Annotated in this window: 14 protein-coding genes and 2 pseudogenes; 9 read left to right on the top strand and 7 right to left on the bottom strand. The window is 63.3% G+C overall.

Features of this window, described 5'->3' with window-relative positions; all coding sequences use genetic code 11:
- The first annotated feature begins 211 nt into the window (after positions 1–211).
- On the top strand, positions 212–919 hold the full coding sequence (locus GYH34_RS18395) for a sugar transferase (protein ID WP_161914808.1): 708 nt from the start codon (positions 212–214) through the stop codon (positions 917–919).
- A 194-nt stretch (positions 920–1,113) separates the two neighbouring features.
- Here GYH34_RS18395 and GYH34_RS18390 read toward each other — a convergent pair.
- Positions 1,114–1,281 (bottom strand): annotated as a pseudogene (locus tag GYH34_RS18390) (IS3 family transposase); the annotation flags it as partial.
- A gap of 105 nt (positions 1,282–1,386) precedes the next feature.
- On the opposite strand from GYH34_RS18390, the gene GYH34_RS18385 reads away from it, so the two are divergent.
- A complete protein-coding gene (locus GYH34_RS18385) occupies positions 1,387–1,824 on the top strand; it encodes a hypothetical protein (protein ID WP_161914410.1) in 438 nt (145 codons plus the stop codon).
- Positions 1,825–1,831: 7 nt separating this feature from the next.
- Here the strand turns inward: GYH34_RS18385 and GYH34_RS18380 are convergent, their stop codons facing one another.
- The 5 genes and pseudogenes from GYH34_RS18380 to GYH34_RS18360 form a co-directional block, all read right to left on the bottom strand.
- Positions 1,832–3,394 carry an IS66 family transposase gene (locus tag GYH34_RS18380; RefSeq protein WP_161915093.1) on the bottom strand — a complete coding sequence of 521 codons (1,563 nt, stop codon included), beginning with the start codon at positions 3,392–3,394 and terminating at the stop codon, positions 1,832–1,834.
- 50 nt (positions 3,395–3,444) lie between these two features.
- Entirely contained in the window at positions 3,445–3,801 is a 357-nt protein-coding gene (tnpB, locus tag GYH34_RS18375; RefSeq protein ID WP_161914411.1) for an IS66 family insertion sequence element accessory protein TnpB, read from the bottom strand.
- Complete coding sequence (locus GYH34_RS18370) at positions 3,798–4,226, bottom strand: transposase (RefSeq protein ID WP_244635151.1); 429 nt, start codon at positions 4,224–4,226, stop codon at positions 3,798–3,800. Before GYH34_RS18370 ends, tnpB begins: the two co-directional genes overlap by 4 nt.
- Before the next feature lie 106 nt (positions 4,227–4,332).
- Positions 4,333–4,711: pseudogene (locus GYH34_RS18365) on the bottom strand (transposase); the annotation flags it as partial.
- 230 nt (positions 4,712–4,941) lie between these two features.
- Positions 4,942–7,266 (bottom strand): TonB-dependent receptor, encoded by a 2,325-nt coding sequence (locus GYH34_RS18360; RefSeq protein ID WP_161914807.1) that lies wholly within the window; start codon positions 7,264–7,266, stop codon positions 4,942–4,944.
- Between the two features lie 336 nt (positions 7,267–7,602).
- Between GYH34_RS18360 and GYH34_RS18355 the strand changes: the two genes are divergently transcribed.
- The 7 genes from GYH34_RS18355 to GYH34_RS18325 all read left to right on the top strand — a co-directional run bounded on the left by GYH34_RS18355 (position 7,603) and on the right by GYH34_RS18325 (position 18,871).
- Positions 7,603–8,211 carry a MotA/TolQ/ExbB proton channel family protein gene (locus tag GYH34_RS18355; protein ID WP_197745439.1) on the top strand — a complete coding sequence of 203 codons (609 nt, stop codon included), beginning with the start codon at positions 7,603–7,605 and terminating at the stop codon, positions 8,209–8,211.
- Positions 8,180–8,515, top strand: a complete 336-nt coding sequence (locus GYH34_RS18350) for a DUF2149 domain-containing protein (protein WP_161914806.1) — start codon at positions 8,180–8,182, stop codon at positions 8,513–8,515. The genes GYH34_RS18355 and GYH34_RS18350 overlap by 32 nt, the downstream gene beginning before the upstream one ends.
- Positions 8,502–12,473, top strand: coding sequence for a cobaltochelatase subunit CobN (locus GYH34_RS18345; protein WP_197745438.1), 3,972 nt, complete (start codon positions 8,502–8,504; stop codon positions 12,471–12,473). The genes GYH34_RS18350 and GYH34_RS18345 overlap by 14 nt, the downstream gene beginning before the upstream one ends.
- Positions 12,474–13,459: 986 nt before the next feature.
- A complete protein-coding gene (locus tag GYH34_RS18340; RefSeq protein ID WP_348983902.1) occupies positions 13,460–13,948 on the top strand; it encodes an RNA polymerase sigma factor in 489 nt (162 codons plus the stop codon).
- A 151-nt stretch (positions 13,949–14,099) separates the two neighbouring features.
- Positions 14,100–15,029: a FecR domain-containing protein gene (locus tag GYH34_RS18335; protein WP_161914804.1), complete on the top strand. Its 930-nt coding sequence runs from the start codon at positions 14,100–14,102 to the stop codon at positions 15,027–15,029.
- A 173-nt stretch (positions 15,030–15,202) separates the two neighbouring features.
- Positions 15,203–17,647 carry a TonB-dependent receptor gene (locus GYH34_RS18330; RefSeq protein ID WP_197745437.1) on the top strand — a complete coding sequence of 815 codons (2,445 nt, stop codon included), beginning with the start codon at positions 15,203–15,205 and terminating at the stop codon, positions 17,645–17,647.
- Positions 17,648–17,650: 3 nt separating this feature from the next.
- Positions 17,651–18,871, top strand: coding sequence for a PepSY-associated TM helix domain-containing protein (locus GYH34_RS18325; RefSeq protein WP_161914803.1), 1,221 nt, complete (start codon positions 17,651–17,653; stop codon positions 18,869–18,871).
- Positions 18,872–19,271: 400 nt separating this feature from the next.
- Here the strand turns inward: GYH34_RS18325 and GYH34_RS18320 are convergent, their stop codons facing one another.
- Positions 19,272–20,486 carry a PepSY-associated TM helix domain-containing protein gene (locus GYH34_RS18320; RefSeq protein WP_161914802.1) on the bottom strand — a complete coding sequence of 405 codons (1,215 nt, stop codon included), beginning with the start codon at positions 20,484–20,486 and terminating at the stop codon, positions 19,272–19,274.
- Positions 20,487–20,547: the final 61 nt, after the last annotated feature.

Raw genomic sequence — 20,547 nt, 5'->3', positions numbered from 1 at the left:
ATGCTCAACTAGAGGAGCGGCTATTATTACCACCGGTCAAGCCCGCAGACTGCCGGAGCGATGATAAGGGGCTCCACTCACTTGTTCCCGATGATGTGATGTTGTACCAATGACTTGCTACGAATTCGATATTGAGGGGCAACAAGCTCGCGCCGATTCTGTTGCGAGCTCGACAAGTCTTTCAGACCAATTTCGACGAGGAGCTCGGACGATGCAGCGGATTTTCGACATTCTGCTGTCTGCTTCGGCGCTGGCGCTACTTTCGCCCTTTTTGATTCTGCTCGTGCTTTTATTGAGGCTCACCGGCGAGGGAAAGGTCTTCTTCCGACAAAAGCGGATCGGCAAAGATGGCGCGCCCTTTAACCTCTACAAATTTGCGACCATGCTCGAGAACAGTCCGAACATCGGCGCAGGAACCGTCACGATAAAGGACGATCCACGCATTTTGCCAGTGGGAGCGATGTTACGCAGAACAAAGATCAATGAGTTGCCGCAGCTCTTGAACATCCTGCTCGGAGACATGAGCTTGATAGGTCCTCGTCCGCAGACCAAGCGATGCTTCGACGCCTTTCCTCCCGCTTTACAGAGCGTCATCGTGAAGGTGAGACCCGGTCTCTCTGGGCTCGGCGCCGTCGTGTTCAGAGGAGAGGAAGATATCCTTCCGCGCGAACCAGACAAGCTGTGCATTTACGATCAGATCATCGCCCCGTACAAGGGACAAATCGAAGCTTGGTATATCGAGCACGCAACGCTCGACACATACTTTGCTATCATCGCAGTGACGATATGGACTGTGCTCTTCCCCGGCTCGGATCTCGTGTGGCGAGTATTCGTCCAGCTCCCCGAGCCTCCTGACGAATTAAAATCGGCGCTACACTATCCCGCAACACTAGGCTCAAGACCTGTCAATTTCGAGTGAGGCGTAATCAAGGTCTCCGATATGGCGGCTTTGATGGGTGATTTGTTTTTGCTCAGCGAAACGCAGATGGCGCGAATTTTCCCTCATTTTCCCTTGGCGCCTGCAATGGAAGGATCTCAATCGGCACCGAAATTCGGTAGTGGATCAGTTTGAAATTTCTTCGGTCGACTTTTTATACGGCCCGCGCTTCGTGATCGCGCACTCGGCTTCGCCTCGACGACAATCAGCGCACGTGTTCCCACGGGCGCGGCGGCGGCGCGGCGCTTCCTCACCGTCAGCCCTTCCCCGCGGTAGAGCCGATAGATGCGGTTCTTGCCCGAGCGCTCGCCCCGCTGACGAAGCAAGACGAACAGCCGCCGGTAAGTAAGCGGTGCGGCCGTGCCACACCGATCGGCTGTGGACGGCGGGTGCTGGGCAGTTGACGTCTGATCGGAGGGATGGCGTCGTGCTTTTGAGGAGCGACGCCGATGACGATCGAGGACCAGCTTCGAGAGCGGTTGCGGAAGGTGGAGGCGCTGCATTTCGGCGCGACGAGCGCGGGAGAGCGCGAGGCGGCCAGCGCGGCGGCCGATCGGCTGAGGGCGAAGCTCGATGAGGCGGCGCGCAGCGATCCTCCCGTCGAGATGAAGTTCAGCCTCCCGGACGAATGGTCGGTGCGCTTGTTTGTCGCTCTATGCCGACGCTACGGCGTGCGCCCATTCCGCTATTCGCGGCAACGCCGCACGACGATCATGGTGAGGGTGCCGCGGCGCTTTTTCGACGCCGTCGTGTGGCGGCAATTTTCCGATCTGCACACGGACCTTTGGATCTATTTCGAGCAGACGACGGAGCGGCTGATCAAAGAGTCGATCTGCTCCGATACGAGGGACGCGGAGACGGCGAGCGAGCCGAGCCTGTTGCGTTGATGGCGGATCATGCCGCCGCTTCGGCCTGGTCACGCGCAGCTTTCCAGTTCCACACGAGAAGCTCGGCGAGCCGATTGTTGGTGGTCGCGCCGGAGACCATGCGCTCCAGCACATCCGCGAGCCATGTCTCTGGATCGACGCCATTGAGCCGCGCCGTCTGAATCAGCGTCGATAGGATCGCCCATGTTTCGGCGCCGCCATTGTCGCCGGCGAAAAGCGAGTTGCGCTTGCCGATCGCGATCGATCGAATGGGGCGCTCCACGATATTGGTGTCCGGCTCGATGCGGCCATCGTCATGAAAGCGCGTCAATCCGCTCCAATGCGCGAGCGTATAGTTTATCGCCTTGATCAGCGGCGAGATTTGCGACAGCCCGTCGCGCACGGCGATCAAGCGGGCGTGGAGCGCCTCCATGATCGGCTTTGTCTCGGCCTGCCGAACCGCGCGCCGCTCATCGGCGCTTTTGCCGCGAATGCGCTTCTCGATCGCATAGACCAGCGCGATCGTCTCGATGACCTCTTTGGCGAATGGCGAGTTCGTCGTTTTGAACACCGCGACGAACTTGCGGCGCGCATGCGCGAGGCAGAAAGCGAGTGTGACGCGGCTTTCGGCGCCCGAGTCCTTGACCAGCGCCTTGTAGGCGGCGTAGCCGTCGACCTGCAAGATTCCGGTAAAGCCGGAAAGCTGCGACGCGATCTCCTTCTTGCTGCGGCCGTCCGCGAACACATAGGCGACGGCCGGCGGAGCCGGTCCCGCCCAGGGGCGGTCATCGGTCGCATGCGCCCAGAACTGTCGGAGCTTCACATGTCCGGACGCGAGCACAGGCATCGGCGTCTCGTCGCAGAAGAGCCGCGGATAGCGATGCATCACCTCCAATTGCAGATCGTAGAGCCCCTTCAGCATCCAGGCCGTCTGCTTCATCCAGCGCGCCAGCGTCTGCCGATCGAGGACGACGCCCAGGCCGGCGAGGATGGCGGTCTGACGATAGAGGGTCGAGAGCCAGCCATATTTGGCGACAGCGATATGAGCGACGAGCGTCGTCGAGACCATGCCGCCTTCGATCAACTGCGCCGGCGCCGGCGCCTGCACGACCGCGCTTTCGCAAGCCCGGCATGCATATTTGGGACGGATCGTGCGCAAGACGCGCAGCACGGCCGGCACACGGTCGAGCACTTCGCTCACATCCTCGCCGATGCGATGCATCCGTCCTTTGCAGCAGGGACACCGCGTTGTCGTCGGTTCTATGACGCGCTCGCAGCGGGGAAGGTGCTCGGGCAGCTTCCCGATATTGCGCCCGGCCTTTTTGCACGGCTTCTTCGCGGCTTCCTCGGACGCCGGAATGTCGTCGTTCGTCGCCGCCGTCTTCCGCGTCTCTTCGTCTCGATTATCCGAAAGGTCGAGCGCGAGCTGTTCGGCGCCCAGCCTGGACAAGCGCTCGGAGCGCGCGCCGAAAATCAGGGCTTTCAGCGTCACGATCGTCGTCTTCAGCGTCTCGTTTTCCGCTTCGAGCGCGAGCGCCAGCTCCGTCAGCAGAGCCGGGTCCGATGGAAGGGGCGTGGAGCGAAGCGCCATGACATGAATGTACCACCGCGCTCGCTGACGCTCCAGCGAATACAGCAATATCACGCAGTCTTGTTCGGCCTCTTCACCGCCTTCGGCGTCATGCGCGACCATTCGGAGAAGCCGTCGAACAACATCGCGAACTGCGTCGGCGTCAGAGACACCACACCGTCTTGTGCTGGCGGCCAGGCGAAGCCGCTATCCTCCAGCCATTTCGTCGCCAGAACTGTTCCCGAGCCGTCGAATAGCAAAAACTTCAAGCGGTCCTTGCGCTTGGCGCGGAACACATACACGTCACCACTGTAAGGATTGCATCTTAAATCCTCCGCCACCAGTGCGACGAGTCCATGCACACCTTTGCGGAAATCGACCGGCCGCGTCGATACGAACACACGTCGCTGCGCGCCGACGGAGATCATCGCGAACGACGCAGCGCCGAAATCACTGCGTTGACCGTCGCGCTGTCCGCGCCCATCGGCACACGGACCGTCGCATCGGCCATCGAGACCTCGATCGTACATGACACGACAGAGACCGCATCTCGCTCCTCGACGATTGCGGCCGCATTCTGCGGGCGCTCCTCGACACATCTCACGCGCACCGCAGCGAACAGCGATTCATGCTCGGACGTGCTTCGCGCCTCCCAGGCCTGCCGACGCCAGACGGTCAGCAGTCCACGGCTTACGCCATTGCGCCGAGCGACGTCCGAAATGTTGGCGTTCGGCTCCGCGCTTTCCGCGACGATCCTGGCTTTTTCCTCGGACGTCCAACTGCGCCGGCGCCGGCCGCCGGTGATCAGCTCCACCCGTTGATAAGTCCTGCCTTCATGCATGGCATCAAGCATGGAATGATCCATCGCCCAACCCTCCTCATGACCAAATCACTTGAAGAGGATCGCGCGGCGCTCAAACTTTTTCGAGGTGGGACGCTCGCACCGCTTACGCCGGTAAGCCGAAGCGCCGACGCGCATTGGCGAGATCGCGAAGCTCGGGCGTCGGCCGGGCGCTTCGACGTGTAGCGCGCCGTCTTGCGATCGATCGCGACGATCCGGCAGGCTCGACGTTCCGACAGGCCCATGACGGCCTGACGGTGCGCGACGGCTTCGCGCTCGAGGCGGGCCCTACCATTTTTGACAAGAGCTCCCGAAGCGCCGCCGCATCGAGCATCTGATCGGCCGAGAGCTTCTTCAGACGCGCGTTTTCCACCTCCAGCGCCTTCAAACCGCTTGGCCTCGGGAACGTCCATGCCGCCGAACTTGGCCTTTCAATTGTCGAGCGTCGTCTCCGAAACCGCGTATTTGCGCGCGAGGTCCGCCACCTTCGCGCCGGCCGCGTCCGTCCTGCAATCGGCCGGACTCTAATCGATGCTGGTGGGGTTTTTCAGGGGCATGTCAACGCCCTTTGCTCCTGAAAAATGAGCGACAGCGACGCCGACGCATCGACAGCTTTCGCTCGACGTATGAGATTTTCTTTGTAGACACGATCCGCGCGGCGGAACACGCCGCCGAGCATCTTATCGAACATGACGAGCGCGGCGTCCGTGAGGATCGCGCTTCTTCGTCAAAAGTGATAGGCGATCTCTCCGAAAACTGCACGGCGAGGTTGCAGATAGAATTGATAATATTCCTTATCGAGGAGATTGGTGACGATGATGCTCGCTTTTAGGTTTTCCGAGAAGGCGTAGGAGACTTTTGTGTCCATCGTGAAGAATGGATCATATGCCGTCGGAATTCCATAGAAGGTATCGCGGTTCTGATCGTCCGAATAGACTTTGGAGGTGTAGCGGCCGTTCAGTTCGGCCGACCACGGCCCCGCGGAATAAGCGAGGCCCCAATTCACCATCCATTCCGGCGTGAAGGTGAGGCGCGAGCCGACGCTCGCGGGCTGGGCGAAATTGCGCACCATCAGCGAATCATTGTGGGTGACATTGGCGAAGCCCGTCAGACCCTCGGCGATGAAGCCGAGGGCCTGCTCGATTCCGGCTTCCACGCCTTTCACACGCGCTCGGCCCGCATTGGTCCGCGAATTTTGTGTCACGCCTCCCGGAAGCGCGGTCGCGTAAGTGTAGATGAGGTCATAGAGCTGATTTTCGTAATAGGTCGCGCGGACGCGCGTGCCGGTCTCCGCGAAGCGATAGTCGAAGCCGATTTCCCAGGACGTGACCTTCTCGGGGCGAAGATTGGGATCGCCGTCGGTGTAATTGGTCAGCGTCGTCTGCGAGCGCGTATACATTTGAAAGAGCTGCGGCGTGTTGAAGGCCCGGCCTACGGAGGCGCGCAGCGTCAGCTGCTCGAAGGTGAGCACTGCGGATGCCTTAGGCGAAAAGGCCTCCGCTCCGCGATCTGGATAAATGTTGGAGAATAACGGCAGCGAGGACTGGACGGGGCTTCTCGTCTGCCATGTGCTTCCGCTCGTCCGCCAGTTGTCGTAGCGGCCGCCGACATAGACGGTCAGCCAGTCGGTCACGTCGAATTTGTCTTGGGCGAAGAAGGCGAGCGTGCTCGAGCGTCCATGCGTCGAATAGCTCACTGCGCCGGTCTTGCTGTAGGGGTCCTTGTGATCGGCGAGATCGCTGACGTCGCGGTCGAAGCGCTCGCGCTGATATTGCATGCCGATCGTCAAGAGATTCGATTGGACGATCGGAATGTCCGCCTGGAGATTGCCGATCATCCGCTCTTGCTGCGCGGGCGAATAGGTTCCGGGGCCGCCGATCCAAATCCCAGTCGGCGCAGCGAGCAGGACCGATCGCGCAACGGGGCTCACGAACCAGGCGTCGCCGACCGTGTAATTGACGCCCGCCTTGATCGTGACATCGCCGATCTTCGCTTCGCCGCGAAGAAAGGTGCGCGACGTCCATTCGCCGGCCGGCGTGAAGCTCAGAAAGGCGTTCGCCGATGTGTCGCTGAGATTGATGCGTCGCAGCCCGCCGGACTGATCGAGAAAGGAGACCCAGCCATTGTAGACTGGAAAACCGGCTCCGTTGAGCGCGGCGCTCGTTGGCGCGGAATAGCCATTGTAGCTGTGGCCGAAGGACGTTCCGGCAGTCAGCTTCGTGTGCTCGTCCACGTCATAATAGAGCTGGCCGCGGACATTATAGGTGTTCCACGGCCTTTCGCCGCGATTGCCGAGCAGCGTGGTCACGCCGCCCGAAGACGTCGGGATCATCTGCAAGCAGCAGACAGGAACGACGGAAGCGGCGCCAGGGCTCGTCGTCGTCGCGGCTTTGGTCGCGAATTCGTCGCCATAGCCGGCGCTGTTCGAGCCGCTGAAGTTCAGCGACACGCCGAGGCCGTTCTCGTAGCGATCGCGATAATAAGCGGTGACGCGCTCGGTGAGCGAGTCGCCCGTCACTTGATTTCCAGTCGCGAAGCCGCCGACGGCGGTCGTGAAGCCGAATTCGCGCTTCTCCGGCTTCTTGGTCGTGATGCTGATGAGGCCGCCCATGGCGTTTGTGCCATAGAGTGACGAGAAGGCGCCGGGAACGACCTCGATGCGATCGATGCCGGTCGTCGGGATCGTCGAATAGTCGATTGTTGCAGCATAAGGAGAGTTCAGCGGCACGCCGTCGACGAGCATCATCGTGCGTGACGCGCCCGGTATGCCGCGCATCGTCAGTGTGCCGACGGAATTGCCCGGCCGTGTGAGATCGTAGGCGCTTCCTCGCATATAAATGCCGGGCGTCGTCTTCAGAATGTCGCCGATGCGGCCGGAGACGCCCTTCTCGATCTGCTCGCCGGTGATGACGGTGACGCTCGCCGGAGCCTTCTCCTTCGCGACGGGCGTCTTCGTCGCGGCGTCGACCGCGATCTCGATTTCCGGCAGCGCCTCCTGCGCGCGCGTCTGCGTCGAAAGCAAAGTGAAAACGACCAGGCTGGCGTTCGCCACCAAACCGCTCCGATCGAACATTTGAGGCCCCCACCTCGACCTTCCTCTCCATCCGCTGCGGATGTGCGAGGGCGCTTATATTTTAGGTAAATGTTCATACAAACGAATGCGTGGAAATAGCCGCTCCGGCAGCCGAGACGGATTTTCCGTTCCTGTTGCAGAAATGTAACAGGCCGCACAACTATTTGATCTAATCTCATAAACTCGCGCCTCTGGCCCGCTGCGAGCGCCGGCTTGACAAGCCGACGATAAGATGAAGAGAATTAAAGTGCATATTTCGTGACGCGCCCATAAGCGCAAAGAAGGGCGAAGCGCTCGATCGATGGGGGGAGAGGAGTGGAGGCCGTCCAAGTCCTAGAGAGGTTTCTCTACACAGTTTCGTCCGGTCTCTATCTGCCGGTCATCGCCATCGTGTCGATGCTCTGCCTCTACACATTATGGCTTCTGGGGACGCTCGCCGCAGATGCGCTGCTGCGCCACAAGGGCGGCTCGCCGGAACTCGAAGCCTATCGCCAGCGTCTCGCGGCGGAGCTCGCCCGTCCCGACGATCACGTCGATGCGAGGCTCGAACGCATGTTGCAGGCGGCGGAGCTTTCCGCCAGCCGGCGCCTCGATCGCGTTCGCTTCGTCATCAAGGTCGGACCGGCGCTCGGACTGATGGGCACGCTCATTCCAATGGGCGTGTCGCTCGCCTCCTTGGCCGAGGGCAATGTGCCGAAGATGGCGGGAAGCATGGTGACGGCTTTCACCGCCACGGTCGTCGGTCTCGCCTGCGGCGTCGTCGCCTATCTCATCGCGCTGGTGCGGGAGAATTGGGCGCGCGCCGAAATTCGCGAGATGGAGTTCATCACCGAGATCGGCGCGCGCAATGGCGCGCCGCCGGTCGCCGAGCCGACGCAGGCGGAGGAAATCGATGCGCTATCTGCGACGCCGACGGCGGTTTGACGGCGACGCGCCGCTCGAGGATCCGATCGCTGGCGTCGCAAATCTTTTCGACGCCAGCGTCGTGTTTATCGTTTCCATGATGATCGCGCTCTTCATGGCCTACAATATGATGGATCTGCTCGACCCCAATGCCAAAGTCACGATGACGCGCAAGGGGTCGGACGGCAGTCTCGAGGTCATTACTCGCGAGGGCTCGCAGATCAAGGTCCAGAAGGTCACGGATAAGAAGCTCGGCGGCGAGGGCGAGCGACTCGGCGCGGCCTTCCGCCTCAAGGACGGACGCGTCGTCTATGTTCCTGATTGACATCGCGCGGGCGTTGCTCGCAGCTATTTTCGTGCTGATCGCCGTCGCTCCATGCGGCGCGAGAGCGGAGCGGATCGAGCTCTCGCTGATGCTCGGCGACATAGATTCCGTCACCGCCATCGAAGCGATCCGTCGCCTGCGCGCCGATCCCGCGCTCGCCGAGGTCGAGTCGCATGTCATTCCTGCAAAGGATTTCGCCGCCGTCGATCGCGCGAGTCTGCGTCGCTCACGCATCATTCTCGTCAACGCCGTCGGCATGACGCTCGCGCGGGCCATCGCCTCGGAGATTCCTGAAATCGAGAGGAATGGCGGAAAAGTCTTCGCGGTCGGAACCAGTTGGGACGCGCAGGTCGCGGGCCTCGGCCTGAAACGCGATGAGACGCTCGCCGCCTACATGGCTGCCGGAGGCGTCGACAATGTCGTGGGGATGACGCTCGCCGCGCTTTCGCGCCACGCTGGTCTCTCCGTCGCGCCGCCGCCGCCCATGGCGCTGGCCGAGTTCGGCGCGCTGGAGCTGTCGAGCGGGCGCATCTTCGGCTCCTTCGCCGATTTCAAGAAAGCCTATCCGCGTCTACGCGAAGATCGGCCGTGGATCGGCGTCCTGTTCTACCGCAGCAACGCCCTCTCGGGGCAGACGGCGACGGTGGTGGCGCTGGCCGCCGCGCTCGAGCGGCGCGGCTATAATGTCATTCCTTTCTTCGGCTATCCCAATGATCAGGCGCTGCGCAAATTCGCATTCGACGAGAATGGCGAGCCGGCGATCGCGGCCCTCGGCGCGCTCGCGCTCAAGATCGGCGTCAATCCAGAGACGATCGCTCCGCTGCTGCGTGAACTGAATGCGCCCGGCGTCAACCTCATCACGCTCAACACGCAGAGCCGCGCGCAATGGGAGAACTCTAAGCAGGGGCTCGATATCATGGAGCGTGGGTGGCAGGTGAGCCTCGCCGAGCTCGCGGGTCTCGTCGCGCCGGTCGTCGTCGCCTCCAAGGAACCGTTCGTCGACGCCGACACCGGGCTCGAAGGCGTGCGCGAGACGCCGATCGCGGAGCGCGTGGAGCGCGCCGCGGAACGGCTGGCGCGCTTCGTCGCTCTGCGCGAGACGCCGGCGAAGGAGAAGCGCGTCGCGCTGATCTATTACAATTATCCGCCCGGCAAGGAGAATATCGGCGCCTCCTATCTCAATGTGCTGCCGAAGTCGCTGCGCACGATCCTCGAGCGGCTGAAGTCAGAGGGCTACGATCTTACCGGCGCGCCGCAGAGCGACGAAGAGCTGTTCACGCTCATTCGCGAGCGCGGCGGCAATATCAATGGCTGGAACTCTGGAACGATCGAAGAGCGCGTCCGCCAGGGCCTCGTCGATGGCTCGATCTCTTTGCTGCCGGTAAAGACCTATCGCGAATGGTTCGACCGCGAGGTCCCGGAGGCGACGCGCGCCTTCATGCTGGAGAAATGGGGCGAGCCGGAAAAATCGAGCATCATGGTGTGGCGCGACGAGAAGGGCGAAGCCTATTTCGTCTTTCCGACGCAGCGATTCGGCAAGCTGCTGCTCGCGCCGCAGCCGACGCGCGCCTGGGAGCAGGACCCGGAAAAACTCTATCATGATGTGGCCCTGCCGCCGAGCCATCAATATCTCGCCTTCTATCTCTGGCTCCAAAAGACTGTCGACGTCCATGCTATGATTCATCTGGGAACGCATGCGACGCACGAGTGGCACAATGGCAAGGAGGTCGGCTTCACGTCCGGCGATCCGGGCGAATTGTTCATGGGCGCGGTTCCACAGCTCTACCCCTATATCGTCGACAATATCGGCGAGGCCTTGCAGGCCAAGCGTCGCGGCATGGCGGCGATGATCAGTCATTTGACGCCGCCGCTCGATCGCGCCTCGCTGCATCCGCAGCTGCGCGAGCTGAAGGAGCTGATCTCCAATCTCCGCCAGGCGAAGGAGAAGAGCCCGCAGCTCGCAGAAGGCTTTCACGTCGAGCTGCGATCGAAAGTGCGCGCGCAGGGGATCGACAAGGATGTCGGCCTCGACTCCTTCGAGGACGCCGAGAAGCTGGAGCGTCTCGACGACTATCTCCAGGAGGTTCAGGAGAAGGCGACGCCTTTCGGCCTGCACACATTCGGCGTCGCGCCGGAGCAGAAGCTGAAGGAATCGACCGCGGATGCGATCCTCGCCGTCGACGCGCAGCTCTCCGACGCCGAGCGCAAGGCGCGCGCGACGGAGATCGTCGCCTCGATCGACCGCTCGGCGGAAGACGAGCTCGGCGCGCTCATGAGAGGACTTGCGGGCGGCTATGTCGCCGCCGGTCCCGGCAATGACCCTGTGCGCAATCCTTCCGCTCTTCCCACGGGACGCAATCTCTACGGCTTCGATCCCGCGCGGTTGCCGAGCCAGGCGACCTGGGCGATGGGCCGCAAGCTCGCCGAGGATTTCGTCGCCGATTTCCAGAAGCGGAAAGGCGAGCTTCCGCAAAAGCTCGCCTTCAATCTCTGGGGAGTCGAGACCAATCGCCACGAGGGCGTGATGGAGGCGCAGATCATGGCGCTGATGGGCGTGCGTCCGCAGTGGGACGCGCGCGGCCGGGTCATCGGCGTCGAGGCGATCACGCGCGAGGAGCTCGGGCGTCCGCGCGTCGATGTGACGATTATTCCTTCGGGCCTCTATCGCGATCTTTTCTCGCAAGTGATGAAACGTCTCGACGAGGCCGTGACCATCGCGCAGCGGCAGGAGGAGGCGGACAACGCCATGCGCAATAATTCGCTCGCCGCAGCCGCCGAGCTGGTTCGGGATGGCCTTGCGCCCGAGCGCGCGCAGCAGCTCGCCCGCGTGCGCATGTTCACCGTGCCGTCCGGCGCCTATGGCACGAATCTCGATAAGGCGACGCCGCTCTCCAACACCTATGGAAACGGCAAGGACGCCGACGCCAAGCTCTCCGGCGTCTATTTCATGCGCATGCATCACGCCTATGGTCAGGGCCTGTGGGGCGACGATCTTCAGGACCGTCCGGGCCTCGGCGTCGATCTTTTGAAGCGCGGGCTCTCCGGCGTGCAGGCCGTCGTGCACAGCCGCTCGTCGAATGTCTACGCCGCGCTCGACGGCGACGACTTCTATCAGTACCTCGGCGGCACGGCGATGGCGGCGCGCGTCGTCAATGGCGCGACGCCAGATGTCTTCGTCACCGACATGTCCAATCCGGTGAAGCCGACGACGGTGACGCTGGAGCGCTACATCGGCCGCGAGATGCGCGCGCGCTACCTCAATCCGAAATGGATCGAGGCGATGATGAAGGAGGGCTACGCCGGCGCCCGCTTCGTCAATTATGTCGTCGAAAATCTCTGGGGCTGGCAGGTGCTGACGCCGGAAGCGATCGGCGACGCGAAATGGCAGGAGATGTACGAGACCTGGGTGGCCGACCGCAATCATCTCGATATAAAGGAGAAGTTTCGCGCGGCCGGCAATCTGCTCGCTTATCAAGCGCTGGTCGATCGGATGCTCGTCGCCGTCAACAAAGGCTATTGGAAGGCCGATGCGCTGACGATCGCGGAGCTCCAGCGCGTGAACCAGGAGGTGATCGCGGAGGCCGGCGTCGCCTGCGACCGCGACACATGCTCGTCGCCTGAGATCGTCGCCCTCGCCGAGGCGCAGGACAAGCGGGCGATGGAACGCGCTATTGCGCAGCCGGCCCCCGCGCCGTCGCTCGTCGCCGCGGCCGTGGCGGCCGGGTATCCCGCGCCAGCTCGAAAGCCCGCGCAGCCCGCGGCCGCATCCGCTTCGTCTCCCTCACCTGTCGCGCCTTCCGCATCGGAGCCGTCCAAGGTCGAAGGTTATGCGATGGAGGAGAAGACGCGGGGCTCGAACAGCGCCACCGATAGGGAATCTCTGATCGCCGGCGCTGCGCTCGCCTTCGCCGCGCTGTTCGGATTTGCTTCACGTCTCGCAATGGCGGCAAAATCCTGATCGAGCGGCTTTTCCAGCAGCTCGCCCGGCTGGCATGGAGCCCACGCGATCGTCAGACATTTTACCGATCATCTTGCGCGCGGCCCCTCGGACCGCTGGCCGAGAGAGCGATTTTGAAAGCAGCCGCGGCTCAGCTCAGAATCCCGCCGATCCGCCTGCGGTGAACGTCCGCAAGACCTGGGGAAGCGGACTCTACAGTCGCCCGTGACGAACGGCCGCTCCTGGCGCGAGTTCCCCCTTCCCGATGGCGAAGGGGGAACTCGACCCGTTGCAGCCGCGCCTCGCCCGCAGGACCGACGTCCGGCCATGCCGATAGTCGACATTCCGGGCTCTGGCGCGCTCGGCGTCGGCTGGTTCCTCGGCGGAGGGTCCGCTTGGTCTCGCCTTCGGCTCTGTTGCGCTTCTGCAACAGGGAACGGGTTTCGCTGGCTCGTTGGCCCCCGCGCTTGACACTGGCCGGCATACGGGGGTTCCGTATGCAGAATGGACAAGTTCGCGCTCTGGCCGAGGGGAATAGCCCGCCTATTGATCGTGGGCCTCTTGGCTTGGGCTCTCGTCTTGCCCGGCATGGCGGCCGCGGCTTTGTCCGCTGTCGAACCGGGGCTCGCCGCTGCAGAGGCCGGCGATTGCGCAACGCCCGGCGATGGCCATCGCCATTCCCCAGCGCCGCATTTTTCTTGCTCCTGCTGCATCCCGTGCCGGGCCGGCCAGATCGATGGTCCGACCGGCTTTCTCTCGGTCCTTCCGATCGGCGCCGCTCCCTCGTTCCGGGCCGTCGAGATCGGTCTGGGCGACGCGTATGGGATGGCGCAGCCGTCATCGCCGGCCGGCTGGACCAGCTCGTGGTCGCAGCGCGCTCCGCCACTCTTTTTCTCGATCCCATTGCCGCCAGCCCTAGAGGCGTAGCGATCTCCCTGCCGGGACCGCCGCTCGGGCTTTTTGCGATCTCGATCAGCCCTCGCCGGTGCAAAATGCTCGATTCTGCATTGCGGCGCTCCGTGGGCGCGCTATTCAAGCGTCACGGTCGTCAGCTTCTCGTCTACCTGCGCGGCAAAGCGGGCGCGAACGACGCGCCGGACCTGTTGCAGGAGACCTTCATCCGCGCTCTGCGCCGTGGCGGGCTCGAGGCCATGCCCGATCCAGAGGCGTTTCTCCATACGATCGCGACAAACCTCGCGCGGGATCTCGCGCGGCGGCGCGTTACCGAGGCGAAATATCTCGAATTCAAGGAAGAGCTGCCGGAGACGCCTTCGGCCGAGGCCTCGCCCGGAGCGTCGAGCGAGGAGAGCGACAGATCGCGGCTTTTGATCGCGACGATCGAAACGCTTCCACCCCGCTGTCGGGAGGTCTTTGTCCTCGTTATGCAGGAAAATCTGCCCGTGAAGGAGGCCGCCGCGCGGCTCGGCATTTCCGACAGCATGGCGCGGCGGCATATCCGCCTCGCCTTTCGCCGCTGCCGCGAGGCGGCGCGCTGAACATGCTGTCACATCGGGAGGTTCCGTTTTTTCCATCCAGCGCGTTGTGCTCTATAGAGGGCGCGGGCAAAGCGATCAGGAGCGGGGCCTGGCGGCGCGCCGCGGCGTCATTCCCGCAATCACTGTCCATGCCGATCAGGCGGCGACGCGCATGAGCTTCGACAGCGACACGCCGGAAGATCCGCACGACATTGCGGTGGACTGGGTCCTTCGAAAGAAGGAAGGACCGCTGACGCGCAAGGAGCAGGAGGCGCTCGACGCCTGGCTCGCTGCCGATACCGCGCATGCGGCGGCGTTCCGCGAGGCCGAGGGATTATCCGCCGAGTTCGCAAGGCTGAGCCTGCGCCACCCTGCGAAGCGAGCGTCGGCGAGGCGCAGGGGCCGCCCGGTCGTGGCCGCCGCCGCAGCCGCCGTGGCTCTCGCCTTGCTGCTCGGCGATCTCTCCATTCCCTTTGTCGCCGACTATTCCACTGGCGCCGGCGAAACGCGTCGCGTGACGCTCGGCGACGGATCGCATGTCGAGCTCGGCGCGCGCTCGGCGATCGCGCTCCACTTCACGCCGGCGCGTCGTCGCCTCACGCTGCTGCGCGGGGAGGCATGGTTCGATGTGGCGCCGGATGCGTCGAGGCCTTTCGTCGTGGAGGCCGCCGGCGGCTCGGCGACAGCGCTCGGCACGTCCTTCGACGTCGCCCTCGACGAGAATGGCGCGCGTGTGACGGTCACGGAGCACAGCGTTTCCGTGGCCAGCGGCGGCGCGGAGGTCGTCGCGCGGGAAGGGCAGGAGACGAGCTTCCTGCGCGGCTCTTCCGCGAGCGCGCCGGCCGCCGCGAATGTGGCGAAGCTCACCGCCTGGCGGCGCGGCAGGCTGATCGTCGAGGACGAGGCGCTCGGCGATGTGCTCGCCCTGCTCGGCCGCTATCGTCATGGCGTCGTCTATTGCCTGCGCCGGGAGATTTGCGCGCGCCGCGTGACCGGCGTCTATCGCACGGATGATCCGACGCAGGCCCTCGCCGATATCGAAACCGCGCTCGGCCTCTCGGCCTATCGCTTGTCGAATTATCTGATCCTGCTCCACGAGTGACGTCCCTCGCCGAAATTCCACCCGCCCGGAAAAAAGTTCGAGGCTTTTTTTCGGCATGGTTCCGAGGCGCAGATCGACCGCGTTGAATCCAATGAGGGGGCATTTTCGCGCCCTCGATGAATTCAAAAGGCGGCGCAATGGCGAGGACGAAGGCCCCGAAGGGGAAGAGCGACATGGGTTCGGCAATCGCGGCGGCGACAGTCGGCTTTTTGATGGCGGGCGCAGGATTGACCTCCCGTCCGGCCGAGGCCGCCATTGCTCCGCAGGAGCGGACCGGCGCCGTCAAATTCTACCGCATCGACCAAATCCCGCTCACGGAAGCGCTCACCGCCTTCGCGGATCAGAACGATCTTCGGCTCTCCTATGACGCGCGGCTGACGCGCGGTGTGCGAACGCGCGGATTGTCCGGCCAATTCACCATGCAGGACGCCTTGCGCGCTCTGCTGGAGGGAACCACGCTCACTTACAGATTCGCCGATAACGGCCGCTCGGTGCTGATCACTCTGGCGCAGGCGGACAATGGCGTGCGCAATGACGCCGGGGCCGAGTCGCTGCCGCCGATCGATGTGGGGGCGGAGACGCGCGGCGTCGTCGGTGGCGCAGGAGGGGCTGCTGGCCAGAATGCCTATCGGCTCCCCAACGCCAGCTCCGCCACCAAGACCGACACGCCGATCATGGAGACGCCGGCCAGTGTTCATGTGGTTCCGCAGGCGGTGCTGCAGGACCAGCAGGTCGTGAGGATCGAGAAGGCGCTGCAGAACGTTTCAGGCGTCATTCAGATTCCGTGGAATCAGGGCCAATCGGACGCTTTTCTCATTCGCGGCTTCTCGAACGGCACGATCTATCGCGATGGTTTCCTGATTCCGGACGTGCTCGGCGGCGGCTCCAGCAAGCGCGACACGGCGAATCTGGAGCGCGTGGAAGTGCTGAAAGGGCCCGGCTCCATCCTCTACGGACGTTCGGAGCCCGGCGGCATCGTCAATGTCGTCACCAAGCAGCCGTTGGAAGAGCGCCGCTATGCGATCCAGCAGCAGATCGGCTCGTTCGACGTCTATCGCACGACTCTCGACGCCACCGGGCCGATCAGCTCGGACAAATCTGTGCTCTACCGAATCAACGTCGCCTATGAGAATGCCGGCTCGTTCCGAGATTTTCTGCACAACGACCGCATTTTCATCGCGCCTGTGGTGCGATGGAACATCGACAACCGCACACAGGTGACGGCTGAATTCGAATATTCCCACTTCAATGACACCGCCGACCCCGGCATTCCGCCTATCGGCAATCGCACGGCTCCTGTTCCGCGCACGCGTTATGTGGCGGAGCCCAATTCGAACCGATCGACGGGCGATCGCTATCTCTTTGGCTTCAATTGGTCTCGCGATCTCGACGAGAATTGGACATTCCGTCATCGGTTCATTGGCGAGCTCTGGCGGTTCGGAGAAAACAACAGCCTTTTCTTCGACAAAGCAAACGCCACCGGAACGCTCGATCGCTTCTTCAACGTCTCCTTGCCGGGCGGCCGCTCCGATCGTTACTACACGACGGCCAATCTCGCTGGAAAGTTCGAGACATTCGGCGTCAAGCACAATGTCTTGTTCGGATACGACTACTTCCATATCGACGATAGTCTGAGAACGATCTGTTGCCAGGCGGCTCCCGCCTTCAACATTTTCTCGCCTAGCTATCTACCGAACAGGTTTCCGCTCGATCCTGCGCTCCTGTCGAGGATCAGCTTCACGCAGTCCTGGCAAGGGTATTATTTTCAGGATCAGATGCAGCTGCCTTACGACATCTTCCTGCTCGGCGGGTTTCGCTACGACGACGCGACCGGCATGAACAATGTCTCGCAGCTCGTTTCGACGCGGGACAATCGCATCAGCCCCCGAGCGGGGGTCTTGTGGCGTCCCATGCAATGGCTTTCGATCTATGGAAGCTACACCGAGAATTTCGGCGTTTCCAACAGCCTCTACAGGGGCGCGACTGGCAACATGATTCCCGCGCAGACCGCGCGGCAATGGGAGGGCGGCGTCAAGACGGAGCTCTTCGACGGGCGACTGTCCGCGACGGCCTCCTATTTCGATTTGACGAAGAATAATATCGGCGTTCCCGACCCCACAAATCCGACGCTCTCGCGCACGATCGGCGAGGCGGAGAGCCGTGGTTTGGAATTCGACCTCTCTGGCGAAGTGCTGCCCGGCTGGCGCATCATCGCCACCTACGCTTATCTCGGCTATGCGAAGATCAACAAAGACGTCGGCTGGGACGGCGGCGCCGGCAACACGGGCAAGCGTCTGTTCCTCGCCCCGCGTAATTCCGGGAGCCTATGGAGCACCTATGAATTCCAGGGCGATCTCGCGGGATTGAAGCTCGGCGGCGGAGCCGTGGCGCTGGACGATCGTTACGGCGACACGATCAACAGCTATGTTCTGCCGAGCTATGCGATCTTCAATTTGATGGGGAGCTACAGCTTCGAGGTCGCGGGTCGGAAGCTCACCGCGCAGCTCAATATCGACAATCTGTTCGATCGGACCTATTGGGCCGGCTCCAACAGTTGGACTTTCGCCATGCCCGGCGCGCCGCGCACCGTCCTCGGGTCGCTCAAGGTCGAGTTCTAAAAGATGCGGCGTCCCTTCTTCGTCTTCGCGCATCGCTGGGTCGGACTGACCATGGCCGGGTTTCTGATCCTGGTCGGCCTTACCGGCGCGCTGCTCGCCTTTCTGCCGGAGCTGAACCAATGGCTATCGCCGCGGCTCTTCCCCGGCGCGCGGGCGAGCGTCGCGCGCGACGCTGGCGCGCTCGCGCTGCGGGCCGAGGCGCTGGTCCCGGAGGCGCAAGTCCAATCCGTCTTCTTCAACGGAATGGGCTCAGCGACCGTTCGCATGGAGGCGCGCCCCGGCGCGTCTCCGCTCGACTTCAATCAGCTCTTCCTCGACGAAGGCTCCGGCGAGGAGCTGGGCCGCCGCTGGACCAAGGGGCTGCCCGACGGGCCGAACACGATTCTGCCCTTCGTCTATCGTCTGCATTATGCGCTGGCGCTCGGCGAATTCGGCGGCTGGATTCTGGGCCTCGTCGCGCTCGCCTGGACGATCGATTGCTTCGTCGGCTTCTATCTGACTTTGCCGCCGCAGGGCGGAGCGCACAAGCGCGGCTTTCTCCAGCGCTGGAGACTGTCCTGGCTCGTGAAATCCGGCGCGTCCTTCTATCGCGTCAATTTCGATCTGCATCGCGCCGGCGGCTTGTGGCTGTGGGCGGCGCTGCTCGTCTTCGCCTGGTCCAGCGTGTTCATGAATTTGAACGGCCTTTATATGAGCGTGACAGAGCTGCTGCTCGATTTCGAGCGGCCGATCTGGGCGCAGCCGGCGCCGCCATCCGCTTCCACCGGTCGCGAGCCGCTGGGGTGGCGGGAGGCGCAGGCGATCGGCGCGCGGCTGATGGACGAGCAGGCGAAAGCGAAAGGCTTCACGGTCGACAGGCAGGTCGCGCTCGCTTTGGAGCGCGAGGAGGGACGCTATCGCTACAGCGCGCACAGCAGCCTCGACATCGGCGAGAAATATGGGAGCACATCGGTCTATTTCGACGCTCATGGCGGCGAGTTGTCGGGCTTTGCTCCGCCCTCGGGCGCGCGCACGGGCAATACGCTGACCACATGGCTGACGGAGCTGCACATGGCGAATGTGCTCGGCCTTCCATATCGCATCTTCGTCTGCGCGCTCGGCCTCGCTATCGCCATGCTGTCGGTCACTGGCGTCTATATCTGGTGGAAGAAAAGGAAAGCGCGCGGACTCCGCGGGCACGGCGCCGCGACCCGCGCGTCGCCGGAGCCGACGACCGCCGAGTAGGCGCGGCATGCGAAGCCGCCGGCGCGCCGCCATAGGCGCATTCACTGACATTTACGCCGCGACATTTCGTACAGAAGTGGATTTCGACATGACGCGCGCGGCGCGCCGACGCCCGCCGACTGCTTCGACGACACTCGCCGCTCATGGGCTCATGGAGCATCCTCGAGGACGGTCGTCCGGCCGCGTCGATCGCGGCCGCGCGACGCCGGGGCTCGGACCGCCGCTACCGAGTGGCCCGCGTCGAAGACGCCGACCACCTCGAGCTGCGACCGTAAATCGATTTTCGCGTCCCGCACCGAGGCGGCGAAAGTGGGCCACGGCGAGGCTCTGAGCGGCGCGACCGCGCGCAGCCGCGCAACGATCGATCTTCGGACTCTCGAACAAACACGAATTCGAATGCTCACATCGACTCCGGCAGCTCTTCGGTTCTCGCGACGACCGCGCCGGATCGTTCGCCCGATCGACGACGCGCTCCGCGCTTTTTCCGCCAGATCACGACGCCGGTGACGGAGAGGAGCGCGATCGCCACGCCGGCGGCGCAAACGAGTATCCGATAGGGCAGGCCGAACACATTGGCCATATGCAGCTCCAGGAGCCATTCGGTCGCCGTGTCGCCGCCCTTGCCGCCGGTAGGAGCATGGAAGCCATGCACGGCGCCTGTATAGGCGTCGATGGCGATCGTCGTTCCGCCATATTTCTCGCCGACGTCGCGGCTGCTGTGAACGCCATAGACATAGAGACCGGTCTCGCGATCGAGAGTGAAGTCGACGCGGCGGTCGATCGTGAAGCCTTCGCGCGCGGCGCGCTCCTCCATAAGATCGCGTGCGATGCGCTCGGCCTCTTCGAAAGGCATCGGCTCGCCTCTGTCCGCCATAGGCGGAGCATCGCGCTTCCAGATCGATGGCTCGAAATCGAAGACGAGCCCCATGGCGCCGCAATAGACGACATTGAGATCGAAGCACACGCCCGACCAAGCGAGAACGAGCAGCAGCGGATACAGCCATAATCCGCTCGCGCGATGCAGATCGAAATTGAGCCGATAGAAGGAGGCGCCGCGCTTGATGAGCCAGGCGGGCTTCCACCGCGCGAGGAAGCCGCGCCGGCGCAGGAGATTGGCGGGCAAAGTGAGATAGAAGGCGATGAAGCAGTCGATGGTCCAGACGAGCGCGACGACGCCGAGCAGCCACACGCCCCAAGGGCCGAGCGCCAGCGACCAGTGCAGACGGTCGATGAAGGGCAGGAGATCGCCGAGGCTTTCCGGCAGGCCCTTTTGCTTCACGCGGCCGAGCGCATCACCGCTGACTGGATCGAGATAGAGAGCGTCGACCTCCGCCGCGCCCGGCTTCGCCTCGAAGGAGACGATCGTGGTTCCCGGCGCCGCGAAGAAGATGCGCGTCGCGCGCGCCTGCGGCGTGAGCTCCTCGGCGCGGCGCAGCAGCGCGCTGGCGGAGAGTTCCGCTCCGTCAATCCGGCCGGGATAGAGGTTCGGCGTCAGCCAGTGATTCAATTCGGGCAGGAAGACGAGAATGCTTCCCGTGACTCCGACCAGGATCAGGAAGCTCGCCAGGGCTAGTCCCGTCCAGCGATGCAGGAACACGAAGATTGTGCGCGTCATGGCGGCCGCTCCAGACGTTCGACGAAAAAATCGGCGCGCGCTCGGGACGCGCGCCGATGCG

Origin of the sequence: Methylosinus sp. C49, from assembly GCF_009936375.1 — a bacterium.
Taxonomy (GTDB): domain Bacteria; phylum Pseudomonadota; class Alphaproteobacteria; order Rhizobiales; family Beijerinckiaceae; genus Methylosinus.
Note: the sequence above shows the minus strand (reverse complement) of the source record. Positions and strands in the feature narration are given on the sequence as shown.

Bases quoted from the DNA above. Each gene is read 5' to 3' on its own strand.
- GYH34_RS18335 (WP_161914804.1), top strand. From the start codon at position 14,100: ATGAGCTTCGACAGCGACACGCCGGAAGATCCGCACGACATTGCGGTG.
- GYH34_RS18370 (WP_244635151.1), bottom strand. From the start codon at position 4,226: ATGCTTGATGCCATGCATGAAGGCAGGACTTATCAACGGGTGGAGCTG.
- GYH34_RS18325 (WP_161914803.1), top strand. From the start codon at position 17,651: ATGCGGCGTCCCTTCTTCGTCTTCGCGCATCGCTGGGTCGGACTGACC.
- GYH34_RS18350 (WP_161914806.1), top strand. From the start codon at position 8,180: ATGCGCTATCTGCGACGCCGACGGCGGTTTGACGGCGACGCGCCGCTC.
- tnpB (WP_161914411.1), bottom strand. From the start codon at position 3,801: ATGATCTCCGTCGGCGCGCAGCGACGTGTGTTCGTATCGACGCGGCCG.
- GYH34_RS18320 (WP_161914802.1), bottom strand. From the start codon at position 20,486: ATGACGCGCACAATCTTCGTGTTCCTGCATCGCTGGACGGGACTAGCC.
- GYH34_RS18330 (WP_197745437.1), top strand. From the start codon at position 15,203: ATGGGTTCGGCAATCGCGGCGGCGACAGTCGGCTTTTTGATGGCGGGC.
- GYH34_RS18385 (WP_161914410.1), top strand. From the start codon at position 1,387: ATGACGATCGAGGACCAGCTTCGAGAGCGGTTGCGGAAGGTGGAGGCG.
- GYH34_RS18395 (WP_161914808.1), top strand. From the start codon at position 212: ATGCAGCGGATTTTCGACATTCTGCTGTCTGCTTCGGCGCTGGCGCTA.
- GYH34_RS18345 (WP_197745438.1), top strand. From the start codon at position 8,502: ATGTTCCTGATTGACATCGCGCGGGCGTTGCTCGCAGCTATTTTCGTG.
- GYH34_RS18380 (WP_161915093.1), bottom strand. From the start codon at position 3,394: ATGGCGCTTCGCTCCACGCCCCTTCCATCGGACCCGGCTCTGCTGACG.